Genomic DNA, 18,801 nt, shown 5'->3' on the forward strand with positions numbered 1-18,801 from the left:
AAACCTAACTCATAACTTATAACTCAAAACTCCACTAAAAAGCTTTTAAACTCAAATCCATGTTGTAAACTGAATGTGTTAAAGCGCCAGATGATATATAATTGACACCACAAAGAGCATATTCGCGAATTGTTTTTTCGTTGATATTTCCCGAAGATTCTGTCTGGCATTTTGTACCAATCAATTTTACTGCCGTTTTTGTGTCTTCGTAATTAAAATTGTCGATCAAGATTCTGTGAACGCCGTCACTCAACAAAATTTCTCTGATTTCATCTAAATTACGAGCTTCAACAATAATTTTTAAATCGAGATTGTTTTCTTTTAAATATTCTTTTGTTTTCGAAATTGCGCGCGTAATTCCGCCTGCAAAATCAATATGATTGTCTTTTAGCATTACCATGTCATAAAGCGCAAAACGGTGATTTTCTCCACCTCCTATTTTTACCGCCCATTTTTCAGCCGCTCTAAAATTTGGAGTTGTTTTACGTGTATCTAATATTTTAGCACCAGTTCCTTCTAAAAGCTGAACATATTGATGAGTTTTAGTAGCAATAGCCGACATTCGCTGCATAGTGTTTAAAACTACTCTCTCAGCTTTTAAAATAGACTGCGAACTTCCCGAAACTTCAAAAACAACTTCGCCATATTCTACATGCGTTCCATCTTCGATAAAAGTTTTTACTTTTAATTTTGGATCTACATGTTCAAATATCATTTTGGCGACTTCAACTCCGGCAATTATTCCCTGATCTTTTACCAATAATTTAGCCTGACCGTGTGCAGTATCTGGAATACAGGCAAGCGAACTGTAATCACCTGTACCAACATCTTCTCTAATGGCGTTGCTTATCAAAAGTTGTAATTCTGCTTGAAATTGGGCTTCACTAATCATTTTTCTATTTTTAATAAGATGCTAAATTAGGATATATTTTATGGATTTGAAAGTTTACTTTCTGCAAAAAGTTTCTTATTAACTTAAATTTATATTTAAATCGCCTATTTTTTTAAACACATAGGAACATAGATTTTTGCAGACTTTTAAAAGAAGTTCACTTATATAAATTCACATAGCAGCGCTTATAAACTATGTGTTAGAATCTAGATTTTTTTAAAACTTTTTATTGAATGTTCCTATAAAAACCTATATCTCTATGTATTAATTTTTCTAGCACAATTTACGTCATCAATTAAAAACATTAAATATCTTTGAGGTTCAATCAAGCAAAATCTATGGGGTTAATTAAAGACATTTATTCGGTTTCTTTTTACGAAAAATTTAGTCAGGCTGTCGCCGAAGTCCATCCTTCATTCAACAAACAAAAATTTATTGAAGCAATTTACGAAGACGATTTTGCTCAAAAAGAATGGAAAGAAAGAATGAAACACACCACAGTTGTGTTACACCAATTTATGCCTCAAAATTTTCCTGAAGCTGTTTTTGTAATTGATAAAATCATCGAAAATCTCAAGAAAAATAAATTTACTGAGGGCAATCTCGCATTCATATTCTTTGCAGATTATATCGAAATGTACGGTTTAGACGATTTTAAAACCTCAGCAAAAGCCTTTGTTTCGATAACACAATTTATAAGCTGTGAATTTGCTGTTCGTCCTTTTATTTTAAAGTATAAAGAACAAATGATTGACGAAATGGTAAAATGGTCACTTAACGAAAATCATCACGTACGAAGATTAGCCAGCGAAGGTTCACGCCCGAGATTACCGTGGGCAATGGCTATTCCGTTTTTAAAAAAAGACCCTTCTTCTATTCTGCCTATTTTAGAAAATCTAAAAAAAGATCCTTCAGAATATGTACGCAGAAGCGTAGCCAATAATTTAAATGATATTGCAAAAGATAATCCGCAGATTGTACTTGAAATTGCTTCGAGATGGAAAGGTCACACCAAAGAAACCGACGCAATCATAAAACACGGAAGCAGAACTTTATTAAAACAAGGTCATCCAGAAATTTTAAATCATTATGGCCTAGAAAGCACTAATATTGAACTTTCTAATTTTGAAATTAAAACACCAACTGTAAAAATTGGAGACTATCTTCAGTTTCAATTTCATCTTAATAATAAAAACGAAGAACCTAAAACCGTTCGTTTAGAATATGCTGTTCATTATAAAAAAGCAAAAGGGCATTTGGCAAAAAAAGTTTTTAAAATCAGCGAGAAAATCTATCAGCCTAATCAATTAACTAAAATTGAAAGAAATCAGTCTTTTAAGTTAATTACAACTCGAGTTTTTCATACGGGAAATCATCAACTGTCGATTATCATAAATGGAACTGAAAGTGAAGTTTTAGAGTTTGAATTGATTGATTAAAAAAACATTTCGCAAATAATCAAGTTTTAGTCGTCTAGTTTGTCATTTCGACGAAGGAGAAATCTTCGCAAGAAACTCGACAAAGATTGAATTCTCGTTGCGGAGCTACTTGTGGAGATTTCTCCTTCGTCGAAATGACAAAAAAAACATCAAAACATCAAAATCAACAGAGAACATACATCGAAAACAACAAGCTCCAGCGGAGCGATATTATTTCGGTCCACTGGAGCTTTACGATTAGGGTATTCTTTTTCTATAAATATTTCGTCCCGCTGGGACTACATTCATCAACTTAATTTAATAAATATATAAAAACTTAATAAACGATTTTCCTTACTTTTATAATTCGAAAATCCAATAACAACTTTTCTTAACCTAAATTAAGTTACAGATTTCTATCACAACTGTAATTTTGTTTTCAAATCAAATCAAAATACCACATGTCAAATATCAGTTTAATTATCGAAGAACGTGCTGCCAATATTGGCAACTTTATGGTAGGCCGTTTACTGCCTTTCCGTGAAAAAAGAGCTGTTGGTCCATTTGTTTTTATCGATCATATGGGACCTGCACATTTAAGTGATCATGAAAATATGGATGTTCCGCCGCACCCGCATATCGGACTTTCGACTCTTACTTTTTTGTTTGAAGGAAGCATAATGCACCGCGATAGTTTAGGAACCGAATTAGAAATAAAACCCGGCGCCGTAAACTGGATGACGGCCGGAAAAGGAATTGTTCACTCTGAAAGAACGCCTGAATATTTAAGACATTCAGATAAAATGCTGCACGGATTACAGATTTGGGTGGCGCTTCCGAAAGAATTGGAACAAATGGACCCAAATTTTACCCATGTTGAAGCAGATGACATTCCGGCTTGGGAAGAAGATGGCGTATCTTATAAATTAATTGCAGGTGAAGCTTTTGGCAAAAAATCTCCCGTTCCTGTTTACAGTCCGTTGTATTTTATTGAAATTAAAAGTACTGAGGCAAAAAAAATCAATATCGGACATCATTTATTCGGCGAAAGTGGTTTGTATATTTTAGAAGGAAGTATCAAAAACGGCGAACACGTTTACGATCCGAAACAAATTTTAATTACAAACGACAGTACACTTTGTGAGTTTGAAATTGCTGAAAATTCTACAGTATACATCTTTGGAGGACAGCCATTTCCTGAAGAACATTTTATCTTTTGGAATTTTGTTTCTTCGGATAAAAACCTCATCGAAAAAGCAAAAACTGACTGGACAGCACAGACTTTCCCGAAAGTTCCTGGCGAAACAGAATTTGTTCCATTACCAGAACCAAGAATCAAATAAATATGGATACAATTTCAGCAAAAATAGATACACGTTTGTATCGAACGGAAGTAAAATCAGCGAGCGATAATGTTCTAATTTCCGATGAACCGCAAGAATTGGGAGGCAAAAATTTAGGATTGAATCCAACAGAACTTTTAGCAGCTTCACTGGCTTCGTGCACCGTAATTACGTTGCGAATGTACATCAATCGCAAACAATGGGACGTTTCGGAAATAAATGTCAAAATTGATTTTGAAAGAGATGCTGAGCGAAGTGTATCAGTATTCACAAGAAAAATCGAAGTAATCGGCGAAGTCGACGAAACACAGAGACAACGTTTGGAAACCATTGCAAACAGCTGTCCGATTCATAAAACACTTACGCATTCAATAGAAATTAAAACCACATTAATATAATAATCATGGAAATTCAACAGATAAACGATACAAGAAAAGGATATTTTGAAGCAATAGAAGACGGAAAAGAAGCAGGAAAAATGACTTACACTTGGGCAGGAGATTCAAAATTCATAATCGACCATACAGAAGTAAGCCCAGATTTTAGCGGAAAAGGTGTAGGTAAAAAATTAGTTTTAGCCGCTGTAGATTATGCAAGAGCTAACAATGTAAAAATTATTCCGCTCTGTCCTTTTGCAAAAAGTGTTTTTGATAAGGTTGAGGAAATACGTGATGTACTTTCTTAAAAGAAATGCTAAGGTTCTAAGTTGCTAAGATTCTAAGTTTTTTTTAACCGCAAAGCACACAAAGAATTACGCAAAGTTCGCAAAGTTTTTAGGCAAAGCTTTGCGAACTTTTGCGTTTGTATTAAGCTATGTCTGGAATACAACCTTGCGTTCTTTGCGTTAAAAAACAAACACAAAGAAATTCGATTTTTAAATTTCTCCGAAAAGTCGTATATTTGCATGTAATTTAAACTTAGAGTATGACAAGGATAATTACGCTTTTCTGTATTTTTATAACACAAATCGGCTTTTCTCAATCGGCTGAAAGTTATTTAGAAAAAATCAGAAATAATGAAGCCCTCTCAACAGCTTTTTTTCAACAAATGCCAAAAGGAGGCGATTTACACCACCATTTTTCAGGATCAATTTATGCAGAACCACTTTTGGAAAGAGCCATTGCAGAAGACTTTTATTTGAATCTGGAAACTATGGCAGTTTCGAAAACCAAACCTGCAAAAGGAAACTGGGAACGCTTTTCATCTCTTAAAGAAAAACTACCATTTTACGAACAACAAATTATGCAGACATGGTCGGTTAAAGATTATAATGGTTCTGTACCTTCTGATGATCAGTTTTTTGATTCTTTTATGAAATTCGAACCTACAATTCCAGGTCATTTTGCCGAAGGAATGCTCGAATTAAAAAAACGCGCCATTGCTGAAAATTTATCTTATATCGAAACGCAATTGTCAACAATTCCCTGCGATATGAATGTTTCAGATTTGACAGATTTCAATGCGAAACTTCGACAGGCTTCTGGTCAAAAAGATGAAAAAGCAGTTTTAAAACTTTTAGACGAATTGTATAAATCAATTCAGAAAAAAGACGCTAAAAAATATGCGGAAGATTTCAACAATAATTTCCTAGCAAAACTTCACAAAGACTTAAAAATTGACGATGAGCGTTTTACAATGCGTTATCAAAACTTTGTACTGCGTTTTATGGAACCGGTTGATTTATTTAAAAATCTGGTTATCGCTTTTATTTCATCTAACGAAAGCAAACTAACTGCAGGCGTAAATATCGTTTCTCCTGAACATGGCGAAAACTCCATGAAAGATTATTGGTTACACATGGTGATGTTTAAATACTGTAATTCTAAATTTCCAAATGTAAAATATACGCTTCATGCGGGCGAACTGACTTTAGGTTTGGTACAGCCGGAAGATTTAACATGGCATATTAATGACGCGATTTATATCGCGGGCGCTAAACGAATTGGTCATGGAGTTGACATTGCTTACGAAGCAAATTCGTATGATTTATTGAAATATATGTCTAAAAACAATATTCCGATCGAGATCAATTTAGTAAGTAATGAGTTCATTTTGAAAGTGAAAGAAAACAGACATCCGTTTACACTTTACAAAGAGTTCAATGTGCCAATTGTAATTAGTACAGACGATGCAGGAATTTTGAGAAGCAATATGACAGAGCAATATGTTTTGTTAGCTAAAAGATATCCTGATGTTTCGTATGCCACAATAAAACAATATGTTTACAACAGCATCAATTACAGTTTTATTCAGGATGAAGCCGTTAAAAAGCAATTGATCAAAGATCTTGATAATAGATTTAAAACTTTTGAAGCGAAGTTTTCTAAAAATTAAACTCTAAACCTAACAGGTTTTTAAAACCTGTTAGGTTTGTCCATATATATCTATAAAAAATATAATTCGTGTAATTCGTGGCAAAAAAATAACTAATGAATATCAAACTTATCGCCATAGGTAAAACAGACAATAAATCATTGCAGACTTTGATTGACGATTATACCAAACGTTTGTCATTTTACATCAAATTTGATTTGGAAATTATTCCCGATATCAAAAACGTAAAAAATTTATCTGAAAGTCAGCAAAAGGAAAAAGAAGGTGAATTGATTCTGTCTAAACTTTCGCCAACCGATCAATTGATTTTATTGGATGAAAACGGAAAAAACTTCTCCAGCGTTGGTTTTTCTGAAGAATTACAAAAGAAAATGAATTCCGGAATCAAAACGCTTGTTTTCGTAATTGGCGGACCTTACGGATTTTCAGATATAGTTTACAGCAAAGCCCAAGGAAAAATTTCGCTTTCGCTGATGACGTTTTCGCATCAAATGGTTCGTTTGTTTTTTATAGAGCAATTGTACCGCGGATTTACAATTTTACGAAATGAACCTTATCATCATCAATAGTTTTTTGTTTATTTTGTTTCAGGTTTCAGGTTTTAAGTTTAAAATACAAATTCCTCATCTGTTAAATTCAGTGACAGAATTGGAAATTTTAACGTGCTAATAAAAATTTTACTCTTAATATAACTTCCGTAATCTAAATCTTTATCAAAAGAAAACATATATTTATTAGGTTTATCACTTACTAAGCTGTTTAAATAATTTTGCAATTCTTCTTTTTTGACTAAAATTCCATTTACCAAAACTGTATTGTCTTTTCTAAAATAAACTACTACTCCAAACTTTGGTTTCTCCATTTTATAAAACACTTTCGTGAAAGGCAAAAAGGCTAGATTTTTTCCAATAGAATCTGCATAAGAATAGTAGTTTTCGGCATTTTCGTTTTTATGCGCACTGTCGGCTCGCTTTTTTTCCTGTAATTTCATTACTTCTGGAATTACCAATTTTAATGGCAGACGTTTGTCAATGTTCAAAATCCAATTGGTCGAAATGATACTGCTTTTTCGGTTTACTTCAGGAATTGTATCTTTTCCTTCGACTTTAAAAAAGATGTAAATTGGCGAAAGATCTTGTACTTCTTTTACAATTGTCACGTTAGATTTTGGAAGTAAGACGTCTTCTTTTTTTCCACAGGAGAAAAAGAGAAGAGTTATAAGTATAGTAAAGTATTTCATGCTTTTTTATTTTTTTCCAATGCAAAGTTTGTCATTTCGACTAAGGAGAAATCTTCGCAAGAAACTCCACAACGAGAATTAATCTTTGTCGATTTAACAACGAAGATTTCTCCTTCGTCGAAATGACAAAAAATGTCGAGATTATGAATTCATTTTCTCAAACAAAGCCACACATTCCACCGCTTCTTTCACATCATGAACCCGAAGAATCTTCGCTCCTTTTGTCAATGCAATTGTATTTAAAAATATTGTTCCATTTAAAGCTTCTTGTGCCGTAATATTAAGTGTTTTATAAATCATAGATTTTCTAGAAATTCCTGCTAAAACTGGTAATTCTAAAATATTGAAAAGCTCCATTTTTTGCATCACTTCATAATTTTGATCGGTTGTTTTGGCGAAACCGAAACCTGGATCTAAAATCAAATCATTGATTCCTAAAGCTCTTGCTTTTTTAACTTTTTCAGAAAAGTAAAAAAGCATTTCTTTAATAATATCATCGTATTGTGTCAAACTCTGCATCGTCTGCGGATTACCGCGCATGTGCATCATAATGTAAGGAACATTGTATTTTGCAATTACATCAAACATTTTGTCGTCTAATTCGCCCGCAGAAATATCGTTTATAATAGTAGCGCCGCTTTCTATACTTGCTTTTGCAACTTCAGCTCTGAAAGTATCAATTGATAATAATGCATTCGGAAAATGCTTTAAGATTAATTCTATGGCTGGAACAATTCGGTCGATTTCTTCTTGTTCCGATACAAATTCGGCACTCGGTTTACTGGAATAAGCACCAATATCAATAAATGTCGCACCTTCAGAAATCATTTTATCTACCTGCGAGATAATCTCGTCTTCGTTTTTATATTTTCCTCCGTCAAAGAAAGAATTTGGCGTAACATTTAAAATTCCCATTACTTTCGGAATCGATAAATCTATAAGTTCGCCTTTGCAGTTAATTGTCATTTGTTTATTTTGTTTCAGGTTTCGAGTTTCAAGTTAGCGTTAACACTTTGTTTAGAAAAAACTTGAAACAAAGAGAACCTGAAACTTGAAACTCTTAAAAAATTATCCTTATTTTTGAAGAAATTTTAGCAAATATACAGCAATAAATGAAGAATACTTCCCTTGAATTTGATAATGTAATTACGGTTTGCCGCACCTTATTTATCAATAAAATGAAAGATTACGGCAGTGCATGGAGAATTTTAAGACTTCCTTCATTGACCGATCAAATTTTCATAAAAGCACAAAGAATCAGAAGTTTACAGGAAAATGATGTCCGTAAAGTTGATGAAGATGAAAAAGGAGAATTTATCGGAATTATTAATTATTCTATTATGGCTTTAATTCAGTTAGAATTAGGTGTTGTTGACCAGCCTGATTTAGACGTTGAAAAAGCAACCGAATTATATGACGCTAAAGTAAAGTTAACCAAAGATTTGATGGAAGCAAAAAATCACGATTATGGCGAAGCGTGGCGTGATATGCGTGTAAGTTCTTTAACAGATTTGATTCTGCAAAAATTACTTCGCGTTAAGCAAATTGAAGATAACAAAGGTATGACTTTAGTTTCTGAAGGAATCGATGCCAATTATCAGGATATGATTAATTATTCTGTTTTTGCTTTAATTTTAAACCCAATCAGTCAATAAAAATTCCAAAAAATAAATTCCAAATTCCAACTTTTCAACATGATTTTGGAATTTGGAATTTTAAAATTGGATTTTAAATTTAATATTTATGAAAAACATCATTACTCAATTTTCCCGATTATTTGTCGGTGTACTATTTATCATTTCCGGATTAATAAAACTAAACGACCCGGTTGGTTTCTCTTATAAATTAGCTGAATATTTTAGCGAACCAGTTTTCAATATGCCTTTTTTAGAGCCGTTGGCTTTAGGCTTAGCAATTTTCTTGGTAATTTTAGAAGTAGTTTTAGGAGTAATGCTGTTAGTTGGTTATAAATCAAAATTGACAATTTGGGCATTATTACTTTTAATCGTTTTCTTCACATTCCTTACCTTCTACTCTGCTTATTTTGATGTAGTAAAAGATTGCGGTTGCTTTGGAGATGCATTGCATTTAACACCTTGGCAGTCATTTACAAAAGATGTTGTTTTACTTTTCTTCATTTTGATTTTATTCATTAATAAAAAATTAGTAAAACCTTTATTTTCAAAATTAGTTACCAACTTAATTACTTTAATAAGCATTGTTTTGTGCGTTTTTATGGCAGTTTGGGTTTTAAATCATAACCCAATCAAAGATTTTCGTCCGTTTAAAGTAGGCTCTAGTATCCCAAAAGGAATGGAAATTCCAGAAGGAGCTCCAAAATCTGTTGTAGAAATGATTTTCGTTTACAAAGTAAACGGCGTTGACAAAGAATTTACAGAAAAAGATTTAATGAATATTCCAGAAGGAGCAACATTTGTAGATAGAAAAGACAAAGTGATTACAGAAGGCTATGTACCTCCAATTCACGATTTTACAATGACAAAAGATGATTCTGATTATAAAGAAGAATTACTTCAAGAGCCAAAATTGGTTATTTTTGTTACTTACGATTTGACAAAATCAAATCCAGAAGGAATGAAAAAACTAGCCAAAGTTTCGGCAGATGCCAAAGCAAAAGGTTATAAAGTAATTGCAATGACTGCTTCTGGTGCTGATGAAATTTCAAAAGCTAAAAAACAATACAACTTAGATACCGATTTTTATTTCTGCGATGCAACAACTTTAAAAACAATCGAAAGAGCCAATCCAAGTATCGTTATTCTAAGCAAAGGCGTTGTTGTGAAAAAAGTACATTACAATGATGTTGAAGATTTGAAATTGTAATATCATTTAAAATATTTAAAGCGCTGATAAACTTATTGTTTTATCANTGTGATCAAACAAAAAACCAAATTTAATAAATGAAAAAACTCATTAAAGCCTTAACTTTTTCGCTTACAATTTTATCTAGCATTTTATCTTTTAGCCAGGCAAGAAATGAGAACCAACGTTACATTTTCTTTTTTCACAACAAATTTGTTCAAGAAAATCCCTTAAACGCAGCTCATCCTGAATATGGAAAAGCAGAATACAATGAGATTTTAGAATCATTCCGAAAAGATAATTTTATTGTTTTTAGTGAAAAAAGAAAGAAAAACACAAATTCTGCTGAGTACGCAGAAAAGATTGTTAAACAGGTAAAAGCATTAATAAAAAAAGGCGTCTCTCCAAATCATATTACAGTAATTGGAACTTCACAAGGCGGTTATATTGCCCAATATGTTTCGACTTATCTCTCTAATCCAGATGTGAATTTTGTCTTTATTGGATTCTTTAGAGATTCTGATATTGAAGAAATTCCGGATATTAATTTCTGCGGTAATATTTTAACCATTTACGAAAAATCAGATATTTATGGCGTTTCAGCTGTCAAAAGAAAGGAAACTTCAAAACTCCAAGTAAATCACTCTAAAGAAATCGAATTGAATACCAATCTTAAACATGGTTTTCTTTTTAAAGCTTTAGACGAATGGATCGTTCCAAGTAAAAAATGGGCAAATGGAAATTATGATTTGAATTAAAAAAAATGATATTAAGGCCTTCAAAAATCAAATTTATTGAAGGCTTTTTTCATTGAAATCCGACGTTTTTTATGTCCTAAAATTGTTCTTCAATTTAAAAATTTCATCCATTTTTCAAATCTCATAAAATTCATTTAGAAAATTACACGATTTTAACCTCAACTATTACGTTTTCATTCACCTTTTTCTAACCCAAAATTGTTGTTTTGTTACAAAATATACGACTCTTCAAATTTTGTTAATCTACATTTCGCTTTCAATTTGTTTGTTTAACTTTGTGAATTCAGTACTTAATTTTAAAATAATTTAATTTACATATGAAACAAATTGCCCTAATTGTAATTGCATTTATTACTTTTTCATGCTCACAAGCTCAGAAAACTAGTTTTTCTAAAGAAGCTTTATCCGAGAAATTATTAGGAACAGACAATAGTCAGACTACATTTAAAAACATTCTGAAAAAATATAAAGGAAAAACTTTAGTTATTGAAGTTTGGGCTTCTTGGTGTGGGGACTGTGTAAAAGCAATGCCAAAACTAAAAGAATTACAAGCTAATAATCCTGATGTTTCTTACTTATTCATTTCGGCTGATAAAACTGCTGATAAATGGAAAGCTGGAATCGAAAAACACGAATTAAACAAAGGCGATCATTATATGATGAATGATGGCATGAAAGGTCTTTTTGGAAAAGCCATTGATTTAGATTGGATTCCGAGATATATTGTTGTGGATAAAACAGGAAAAATTGTGCTTTATCGCGCTATAGAAACTGATTTCGCTAAAATAGACGAAACTTTAAAAGGATTGAAATAATTTTCAATAACAATGTCAATTCAAAAATCAATTTCAATTTTTTCTTTGACCTTACTTCATAAAACAAAAAACAAATAAAATAATATAAAACTACCAAAATGAGAAAATCGATTGTTGCAGGAAACTGGAAAATGCATAAAAATGCTGCTCAAACTGAAGAATTATTAAACGAGTTAATTGCTAAAATTCCAGCTAAAACAAATGCACAAGTTATTGTAGCTCCCACATTTGTAAACTTACAAGCTGCCGCTGCAAAATTAAAAAATACAACTATCGGAGTTTCCGCTCAAAACGTTCACCAAGCTGAAGGCGGTGCTTTTACAGGAGAAATTTCTGCAGATATGTTAACAAGCATTGGAGTTAATACAGTTATCTTAGGTCACTCTGAGCGTAGAGCTATTTTCCACGAAACTGATGCTTTAATCGCAAATAAAGTTGATACAGCTTTAAAACATGACATGACAGTTATTTTCTGTTTTGGAGAAGAATTAAAAGATCGTCAATCTGATAATCATTTCAATATTGTTGAAAATCAATTACGTGACGGATTATTCCATATCGCAAAAGAATCTTGGGAAAAAGTTGTTCTAGCTTATGAGCCAGTTTGGGCTATTGGAACTGGAGAAACTGCTTCGCCTGAACAAGCGCAGGAAATGCACGAATTCATTAGAGAGACTATTCGTAAAGCTTTTGGAGCTGAAATCGCTGATGAAGTTTCTATTTTATACGGTGGTTCTGTTAAACCGGAAAACGCTAAAGAAATCTTTGGTAAACCAGACGTAGATGGTGGTTTAATTGGTGGTGCTGCTTTAAAAGCTGATGACTTTTTAGCAATTGTTACTGCTATCTAATTTTAGATTTTAAATTTTAGATTTTAGATTTTAGATTTATACTTACAAAAACCATTCGCGATGCGAATGGTTTTTTCGTATTGGGATTTGGAATTTGGCTTTTTTAAATTGAATTTTATAATTTAAGAATTACCTTTGCAAAAAAATTATTTATGTCGAATATATATTTAGGATATCATTTTACGATTGAGCCAAAAGAACTTGGTTCGGAGATTTTAGTTGCTGAGTTGGGCGAAAAAGCGTTTGAAAGTTTTACAGAAACAGAAAACGGGATTTCGGCTTTTGTGAAGAAAGATTTATGGGACGAAAATATTCTAGACGATATTTATATTTTACAATCTGAAGAGTTTAAAATCGAATATACTGTTGAAGAAATAGATCAGGTAAACTGGAATGAAGAATGGGAAAAGAATTTTGAACCTATTGATGTTGACGGAAAATGCCATGTTCGCGCTCCTTTTCACCCAAAAACTAATGCCGAATTTGATATTGTAATAGAACCAAAAATGAGTTTTGGAACTGGTCATCATGAAACGACACACATGATGATTCAGCATTTACTGGAAATGGATGTTAAAGGTCTTAAAACTTTAGACATGGGCTGCGGAACAGCAATTTTAGCAATCTTGGCTGAAATGAAAGGTGCTGAACCAATAGACGCAATTGATATTGACAATTGGTGTTATTTGAATTCTATTGAAAATGCAGAACGCAATAATTGTAAACATATCAGCGTTTATGAGGGCGATGCAGCTTTATTGGCAGGCAAAAAATATGATTTAATTATTGCAAACATCAATAGAAATATTTTATTGAATGACATGCAGGCTTATGTTGATTGTTTGAACCCAAAAGGAATTATACTTTTTAGCGGTTTCTATGAAGAAGATATTCCGTTTATCGATGCTTCATGCGTTGAAAAAGGATTGACTTATGTTAAAAAGTTTCAAAGAAACAACTGGGTATCATTAAAATACGTAAATTAGATATTAGTAATTACCTCAGTACAAAAACTTAAAAAAAATGAGTACTAAAGAAAAAGTTAGAGAAAGAATTCGCGAGAAAGAAGCAACGGGTTTCAATAACGAAATTATAGTTTACAATGACGATGTAAACACTTTTGACCACGTAATTGATACTCTTATGCGTGTATGCAGCCATACGGCTGAACAAGCTGAGCAATGCTCTTTAATTGTACATTACAACGGAAAATGCACTGTAAAAACAGGGCCAATAGACAAATTAAAACCTCAATGTACACAACTTTTAGAAGCGGGACTTAGCGCTGAAATCGTTTAGTTGAAAATATTTTAAAAAACATTCTATTTTATTCTATATTTGAATTAAATAGAATGTTTTTTTTATGGAGGAATATGGAAAGATATTGATTATTGCAATGCCTATTTTTTTGACCTTGATTATCATCGAAAAAATATACGGTATTTATGTAAAAAACGACACCGCTCCTCTTATAGACAGTGTATCAAGCATAAGTTCTGGAATAACCAATTCTGTCAAAGATGTTTTGGGTCTCAGTATTACTTTTCTGTCTTACGAATGGCTGGTTTCTAAAATTGCATTACAGCATTTAGAAGCAAATGTCCTCTCCTATTTCATTGCTTTTTTTGTTATTGATTTTTACGGATATTGGAGCCATCGACTAGCACATCAAATTAACTTTCTTTGGAACAAACACGCCATTCATCACAGTAGTGAAGAGTTTAATCTTGCGTGTGCGCTTCGTCAGCCTATTGCCAGCTTGGTTAATTTATTTACGTTCTTATTGATTCCCGCAGCTCTTTTGGGAGTTCCAGCTTCTGTAATTGCAATAACACTTCCTATTCATTTGTTTTTACAATTTTGGTACCATACCAAACACATTAAAAAAATGGGATTTATTGAACAAATTCTAGTAACTCCTTCACATCATCGTGTACACCATGCGATTAATCCAGAATATTTAGACAAGAATCATTCGCAGATTTTTATTTTCTGGGATAAACTTTTTGGCACTTTCCAGGAAGAATTAGACGATGTTCCCCCAGTTTTTGGAATCACCAGACCTGCTAATACTTGGAATCCTATTAAGATTAATTTCCAGCATTTAAGCTTATTAGTAAAAGATGCCTGGCGAGCTCCTAAATGGAAAGACAAATTAACGATCTGGTTTAAACCAACTGGCTGGCGTCCGGAAAACTTTGAAGAAAAATATCCCGTAAACAAAATTGAAAATGTTTTTGATTTTGAAAAATACGGAACACAAAACTCTCAAAGATTAATCTACTGGTCTGTAATTCAAGTTTTAATCACTTTATTATTTGTAAGCTATTTATTTGAAAACATTGCCATAATTGGCTTACCGAATATCTTTATTTATGGCTTTTTTATTTTTGTTACGATCTACAGTTACTCAGAATTAATGGATAAAAGCAGATTTTCTATTTTATGGGAAAGTTTGAGATTGATAACAGTAATTGGTATTGTGGCTTACTTTGGAGATTGGTTTGGCTTAAATCGTGTAATTCCGATTAGTAATTATGTTATTTTTACATACTTAATATTCTCTCTTTTGGTGACAATCTATTTTGTCAATATTGAATTTAAGAACAAACCAAAACCATATATCAATCATAATCCCCTATTATGAGAAACTCTTATTTTTACAAAATTTATGTAGCGTTCAGTATACTATACCTGATTATTCTGGTATCTGGTTACGAGCGATTCGATCTGTTTTTAAAACCCATATTAATACCAATTATTGGGTTTGGTGTTTATTTTTTTAGAAAATTTCCAACTAAAAATACCTTATTAAGCGCACTTGTATTTTCTTGGATTGGAGACGTTATTCTGTTATTTACAGATCTTGGTGAAATATATTTCATATTGGGTTTAGTATCTTTTTTGACAGCCCATATTATCTATTGCATATTGTTTAATAAACTGAATAAGATTAGAAAAAAGCAGAACAGATCACTTTTTATTTTTGGAAGCATTTTAATTGCTTTATATTTAATTGGCATGGTTTCTTTTTTAATGCCATTTTTAGGAGATTTAAAAATTCCTGTTACAATTTATGCATCAATTATTTCTATTATGCTTTTATTTGCCTTTAACGGATTTTTAGTTTGGGAAAAACCTGGTAATTTACTCGTTTTTTTAGGAGCATTTTTCTTCATTATATCGGATAGTATTTTGGCGATAAACAAATTTTATGCTCCAATTCCGAAAAGCTCATTTTTTATTATGCTGACTTATCTTCTGGCACAATATCTGATTGTAATTGGTATTTTAAAACTAAACCGCAAAAAAGTAGAAGAATAATTTTTGAGTGTTCAAAACTGTATTTGGAATACTGAAACTAACTGTTATTACAATATTATAACCCATGAAAAAAATAACCCTTTTTATTGTTTTATTAATCACTGCAACTTCTTGCGTGAGTACAAAATCAACCTTAAAAAATGTAGACGACAACGCGCCTGATTTGATTTTGAAGAAAGACAATACTTTCCTTATCACTCAATTTGCTAAAGACAAAAAATACGGTTACGATCCTGATTATCCAATTAATATATTTTTTCAAAATACTAATAGCGAAACTCTTAATGAATCTCGTTTCCTTAATGCTCTGGCGGGGCCAAGCGGTGAAAAAATTACTTATACAAAATTAGAAACCTGTTGTCCGTTTCCAACCAAAAGAAGTAATATGGGCGCTGGTTTTTTAAATGTTTACGAATTGAAATGGGAAGGACAGAAAAAGCCAATTAAGCTTTATTTGAATGTTTATGAAAAAGGAATTTTAATGGTTCCGATGGGATTGAGACTGAAGTAAGAAAGTTCGTTATGATCAAAACAAAATCTGTTTTTATATTTTTTTTTATTTTATGTATAAGTCTTTTTCCTTACCATATTACTATTCTCTGTATTAATTCTGATTTATTATCACCTATCGTTCCTGGCTGGAAGACCAATATTATTCCAGCTGAAATCGTTTCTAATTTCATTAAGTTTCTTGGTCTTCTGGTAACTGTAATTTGTTATTGGAAACTTTCTAAAATTTATGATGAAATAAGATTTAAGAGCTTTGTAATTCATTTTTTACTTACAATTCCTACTGTCTTTATTGGAAAAATCAGTCTTTTCGAACTCCTTCCAATAAGTTCAAATTCTGAAAATTTTATCAATCGCATTAGTATTATCGTTTTTATAAACATTTGTCTAAATATTTTATTTTTTACTAGTCAAATTATTTTTTGGAGATTTTATATTAAATCAAAAAGAAAAGTTTAAAAAAATCCAGCTCGATTAAATTAGAAAATTCAAACCCAGTAAATTAACTTAAATTTTATTAATACCACTAAACTAGCCCTGATAGAAGCGGAAATCCTTTTTTGAGAAAGCCTGTTTTTTCTGGTTGCTGCAGAGCGACCAACGGAAGCTCCTGCAGTAACCAAGAAAAAAAGGATTGCGATAAAAAGATTGAAGCGGATAGCAGGATTGGCTTCATAAAATAATCTTAAATCTTCATCTGGTATTCATAAATCATGACTACCTTTGCACTGTCAAAAAATCATATTATGAATTTACAACATATTCCACAAATTAAGCATACTGACAGCGGAAACTTCTTTTTATTGGCGGGACCTTGCGCTATCGAAGGAGAAGAAATGGCTCTTAGAATTGCTGAAAAATTAGTTGGTATTACCGACAAACTTCAGATTCCCTATGTTTTCAAGGGATCTTTTAAAAAAGCAAACCGTTCTAGAATTGATAGTTTTTCTGGAATTGGTGACGAAAAAGCTTTAAAAATTTTAAGAAAAGTTTCTGAAACTTTCCATGTTCCAACTGTTACTGATATTCATACTAACGAAGATGCTGACATGGCTGCACAATATGTAGATGTTTTGCAGATTCCAGCTTTCTTGGTGCGTCAGACTGATCTTGTAGTTGCTGCTGCAAATACTGGAAAAGTAGTTAACTTAAAAAAAGGACAATTTATGAGTCCTGAGAGCATGAAACATGCTGTACAAAAAGTATTAGACTGTAATAATGAAAATGTTATGGTTACAGATCGTGGTACTATGTTTGGTTATCAAGACATGATTGTTGATTTTAGAGGTATTCCTACTATGCAACAATATGCTTCTACGGTTCTAGATGTAACGCATTCTTTACAACAGCCAAATCAAACTGCTGGTGTTACAGGAGGAAGACCTGATATGATTGAAACTGTTGCTAAAGCTGGTATTGCAGTTGGAGTTGACGGAATTTTTATCGAAACACATTTTGATCCGGCAAATGCAAAAAGCGATGGTGCTAATATGCTTCATTTGGACTATTTTGAAGGTTTAATGAACAAATTGGTAGCTATTAGAAAAACAGTTAACACATTTTAATTTATAATACTTAAGTTCTTTGAAAACAAAAATTTTATTTTTTCTTCTGACTTGTGTTTCATTAAACGCTTTTGCTCAGGAGGAAATTCCAGTACAAAAATACGCTGCTCATAATAAAGGAAAATTCTTTGTGATGTGGGGTGGAAATAGAGAGAGCTACTCAAAATCTGATGTAAACTTTAGAGGTAAAGATTACAACTTTACAGTTGAGAATATGGCAGCTCATGACAAACCAAAAGGATGGCATGTTGATTATGTTAATCCTGCAAATATGACTATTCCACAAACCAATTTGAGATTAGGTTATTTTTTTAGTGATCATTACAGTGTTACAATTGGTGTTGACCACATGAAATATGTAATGGCGCAGAATCAAATTGCAAACGTAAACGGAAGCATTAATTTACCTGCCGATGATCCAGCTTCAATTTACAATGGTAATTACAACAATACTCCTGTCGATATTTCTCAGGGAGGAGCTAAAGAAGGTGGTTATGGCAATGGCGAAATAAATGTAAATGGTCCAGCTTTTTTAATGTATGAACATACTGATGGTTTGAATTACATTAATACTGAGGTAGCGAGATTTGATGATATTTCAAAATGGTTTGGATTGCCAAATATTGATAAAGTTCAGATTAATTTAACTGAAGGTTTAGGGGCTGGAGTTTTATATCCTAAAACCAATACAACACTTTTAGGAAAAGAACGTCATGATGATTTTCATGTTTCTGGTTATGGTGTTTCTGCAAAAGCTGGTTTAAATATCACCTTTTTTAAACATTTCTACGTTCAAGGAGAGTTAAAAGGTGGTTACATCAACATGCCAGATATTAAAACTACAACAAGTCCTGAAGATAAAGCTTCGCAGCACTTTACTTATTTCCAACGTATTATTGCTGTTGGAGGTATTTTTAGAATCTAATAT

The 18,801-nt window shown here is 32.1% G+C and carries 21 protein-coding genes; 18 read left to right on the forward strand and 3 right to left on the reverse strand.

Features of this window, described 5'->3' with window-relative positions; all coding sequences use genetic code 11:
* Positions 1-34: 34 nt before the first annotated feature.
* On the reverse strand, positions 35-892 hold the full coding sequence (nadC, locus tag ASE40_RS17805; RefSeq protein ID WP_057118472.1) for a carboxylating nicotinate-nucleotide diphosphorylase: 858 nt from the start codon (positions 890-892) through the stop codon (positions 35-37).
* A 338-nt stretch (positions 893-1,230) separates the two neighbouring features.
* Here nadC and ASE40_RS17810 point away from each other — a divergent pair, with 338 nt between their 5' ends.
* The 6 genes from ASE40_RS17810 to rlmH all read left to right on the forward strand — a co-directional run bounded on the left by ASE40_RS17810 (position 1,231) and on the right by rlmH (position 6,556).
* On the forward strand, positions 1,231-2,331 hold the full coding sequence (locus ASE40_RS17810) for a DNA alkylation repair protein (protein ID WP_057118473.1): 1,101 nt from the start codon (positions 1,231-1,233) through the stop codon (positions 2,329-2,331).
* A 440-nt stretch (positions 2,332-2,771) separates the two neighbouring features.
* Positions 2,772-3,653, forward strand: coding sequence for a pirin family protein (locus ASE40_RS17815; protein WP_057118474.1), 882 nt, complete (start codon positions 2,772-2,774; stop codon positions 3,651-3,653).
* 2 nt (positions 3,654-3,655) lie between these two features.
* Positions 3,656-4,051, forward strand: coding sequence for an OsmC family protein (locus ASE40_RS17820; RefSeq protein ID WP_057118475.1), 396 nt, complete (start codon positions 3,656-3,658; stop codon positions 4,049-4,051).
* Positions 4,052-4,056: 5 nt separating this feature from the next.
* Positions 4,057-4,338: a GNAT family N-acetyltransferase gene (locus ASE40_RS17825; protein ID WP_057118476.1), complete on the forward strand. Its 282-nt coding sequence runs from the start codon at positions 4,057-4,059 to the stop codon at positions 4,336-4,338.
* 239 nt (positions 4,339-4,577) lie between these two features.
* Positions 4,578-5,987, forward strand: coding sequence for an adenosine deaminase (locus tag ASE40_RS17830; RefSeq protein ID WP_057118477.1), 1,410 nt, complete (start codon positions 4,578-4,580; stop codon positions 5,985-5,987).
* 95 nt (positions 5,988-6,082) lie between these two features.
* On the forward strand, positions 6,083-6,556 hold the full coding sequence (gene rlmH, locus ASE40_RS17835; RefSeq protein ID WP_057118478.1) for a 23S rRNA (pseudouridine(1915)-N(3))-methyltransferase RlmH: 474 nt from the start codon (positions 6,083-6,085) through the stop codon (positions 6,554-6,556).
* 38 nt (positions 6,557-6,594) lie between these two features.
* Here the strand turns inward: rlmH and ASE40_RS17840 are convergent, their stop codons facing one another.
* A complete protein-coding gene (locus ASE40_RS17840; protein WP_057118479.1) occupies positions 6,595-7,227 on the reverse strand; it encodes a hypothetical protein in 633 nt (210 codons plus the stop codon).
* Positions 7,228-7,368: 141 nt separating this feature from the next.
* A complete protein-coding gene (folP, locus tag ASE40_RS17845; protein ID WP_057118480.1) occupies positions 7,369-8,193 on the reverse strand; it encodes a dihydropteroate synthase in 825 nt (274 codons plus the stop codon).
* A gap of 146 nt (positions 8,194-8,339) precedes the next feature.
* On the opposite strand from folP, the gene ASE40_RS17850 reads away from it, so the two are divergent.
* The 12 genes from ASE40_RS17850 to ASE40_RS17910 all read left to right on the forward strand — a co-directional run bounded on the left by ASE40_RS17850 (position 8,340) and on the right by ASE40_RS17910 (position 18,798).
* On the forward strand, positions 8,340-8,882 hold the full coding sequence (locus tag ASE40_RS17850; RefSeq protein ID WP_057118481.1) for a DUF1599 domain-containing protein: 543 nt from the start codon (positions 8,340-8,342) through the stop codon (positions 8,880-8,882).
* 88 nt (positions 8,883-8,970) lie between these two features.
* Positions 8,971-10,071 carry a BT_3928 family protein gene (locus tag ASE40_RS17855; RefSeq protein WP_057118482.1) on the forward strand — a complete coding sequence of 367 codons (1,101 nt, stop codon included), beginning with the start codon at positions 8,971-8,973 and terminating at the stop codon, positions 10,069-10,071.
* 77 nt (positions 10,072-10,148) lie between these two features.
* Complete coding sequence (locus tag ASE40_RS17860; protein ID WP_057118483.1) at positions 10,149-10,808, forward strand: hypothetical protein; 660 nt, start codon at positions 10,149-10,151, stop codon at positions 10,806-10,808.
* Between the two features lie 317 nt (positions 10,809-11,125).
* Entirely contained in the window at positions 11,126-11,623 is a 498-nt protein-coding gene (locus ASE40_RS17865) for a TlpA family protein disulfide reductase (RefSeq protein ID WP_057118484.1), read from the forward strand.
* Positions 11,624-11,721: 98 nt separating this feature from the next.
* Positions 11,722-12,474 (forward strand): triose-phosphate isomerase, encoded by a 753-nt coding sequence (gene tpiA, locus ASE40_RS17870; protein ID WP_057118485.1) that lies wholly within the window; start codon positions 11,722-11,724, stop codon positions 12,472-12,474.
* A gap of 152 nt (positions 12,475-12,626) precedes the next feature.
* Positions 12,627-13,460 carry a 50S ribosomal protein L11 methyltransferase gene (gene prmA, locus ASE40_RS17875; protein ID WP_057118486.1) on the forward strand — a complete coding sequence of 278 codons (834 nt, stop codon included), beginning with the start codon at positions 12,627-12,629 and terminating at the stop codon, positions 13,458-13,460.
* Between the two features lie 37 nt (positions 13,461-13,497).
* On the forward strand, positions 13,498-13,773 hold the full coding sequence (locus ASE40_RS17880; protein WP_057118487.1) for an ATP-dependent Clp protease adaptor ClpS: 276 nt from the start codon (positions 13,498-13,500) through the stop codon (positions 13,771-13,773).
* A gap of 64 nt (positions 13,774-13,837) precedes the next feature.
* Positions 13,838-15,121 (forward strand): sterol desaturase family protein, encoded by a 1,284-nt coding sequence (locus ASE40_RS17885; protein WP_057118488.1) that lies wholly within the window; start codon positions 13,838-13,840, stop codon positions 15,119-15,121.
* Entirely contained in the window at positions 15,118-15,798 is a 681-nt protein-coding gene (locus tag ASE40_RS17890) for a lysoplasmalogenase (protein WP_057118489.1), read from the forward strand. Before ASE40_RS17885 ends, ASE40_RS17890 begins: the two co-directional genes overlap by 4 nt.
* A 64-nt stretch (positions 15,799-15,862) precedes the next feature.
* On the forward strand, positions 15,863-16,309 hold the full coding sequence (locus tag ASE40_RS17895; protein ID WP_057118490.1) for a hypothetical protein: 447 nt from the start codon (positions 15,863-15,865) through the stop codon (positions 16,307-16,309).
* A 745-nt stretch (positions 16,310-17,054) separates the two neighbouring features.
* Complete coding sequence (gene kdsA / locus ASE40_RS17905) at positions 17,055-17,873, forward strand: 3-deoxy-8-phosphooctulonate synthase (protein WP_057118492.1); 819 nt, start codon at positions 17,055-17,057, stop codon at positions 17,871-17,873.
* A 19-nt stretch (positions 17,874-17,892) separates the two neighbouring features.
* Positions 17,893-18,798, forward strand: a complete 906-nt coding sequence (locus ASE40_RS17910; RefSeq protein WP_057118493.1) for a hypothetical protein — start codon at positions 17,893-17,895, stop codon at positions 18,796-18,798.
* The last annotated feature ends 3 nt before the right edge of the window (positions 18,799-18,801 follow it).

It is taken from the genome of Flavobacterium sp. Root935, from assembly GCF_001429295.1.
In the GTDB taxonomy this organism is placed as follows: Bacteria; Bacteroidota; Bacteroidia; order Flavobacteriales; family Flavobacteriaceae; genus Flavobacterium.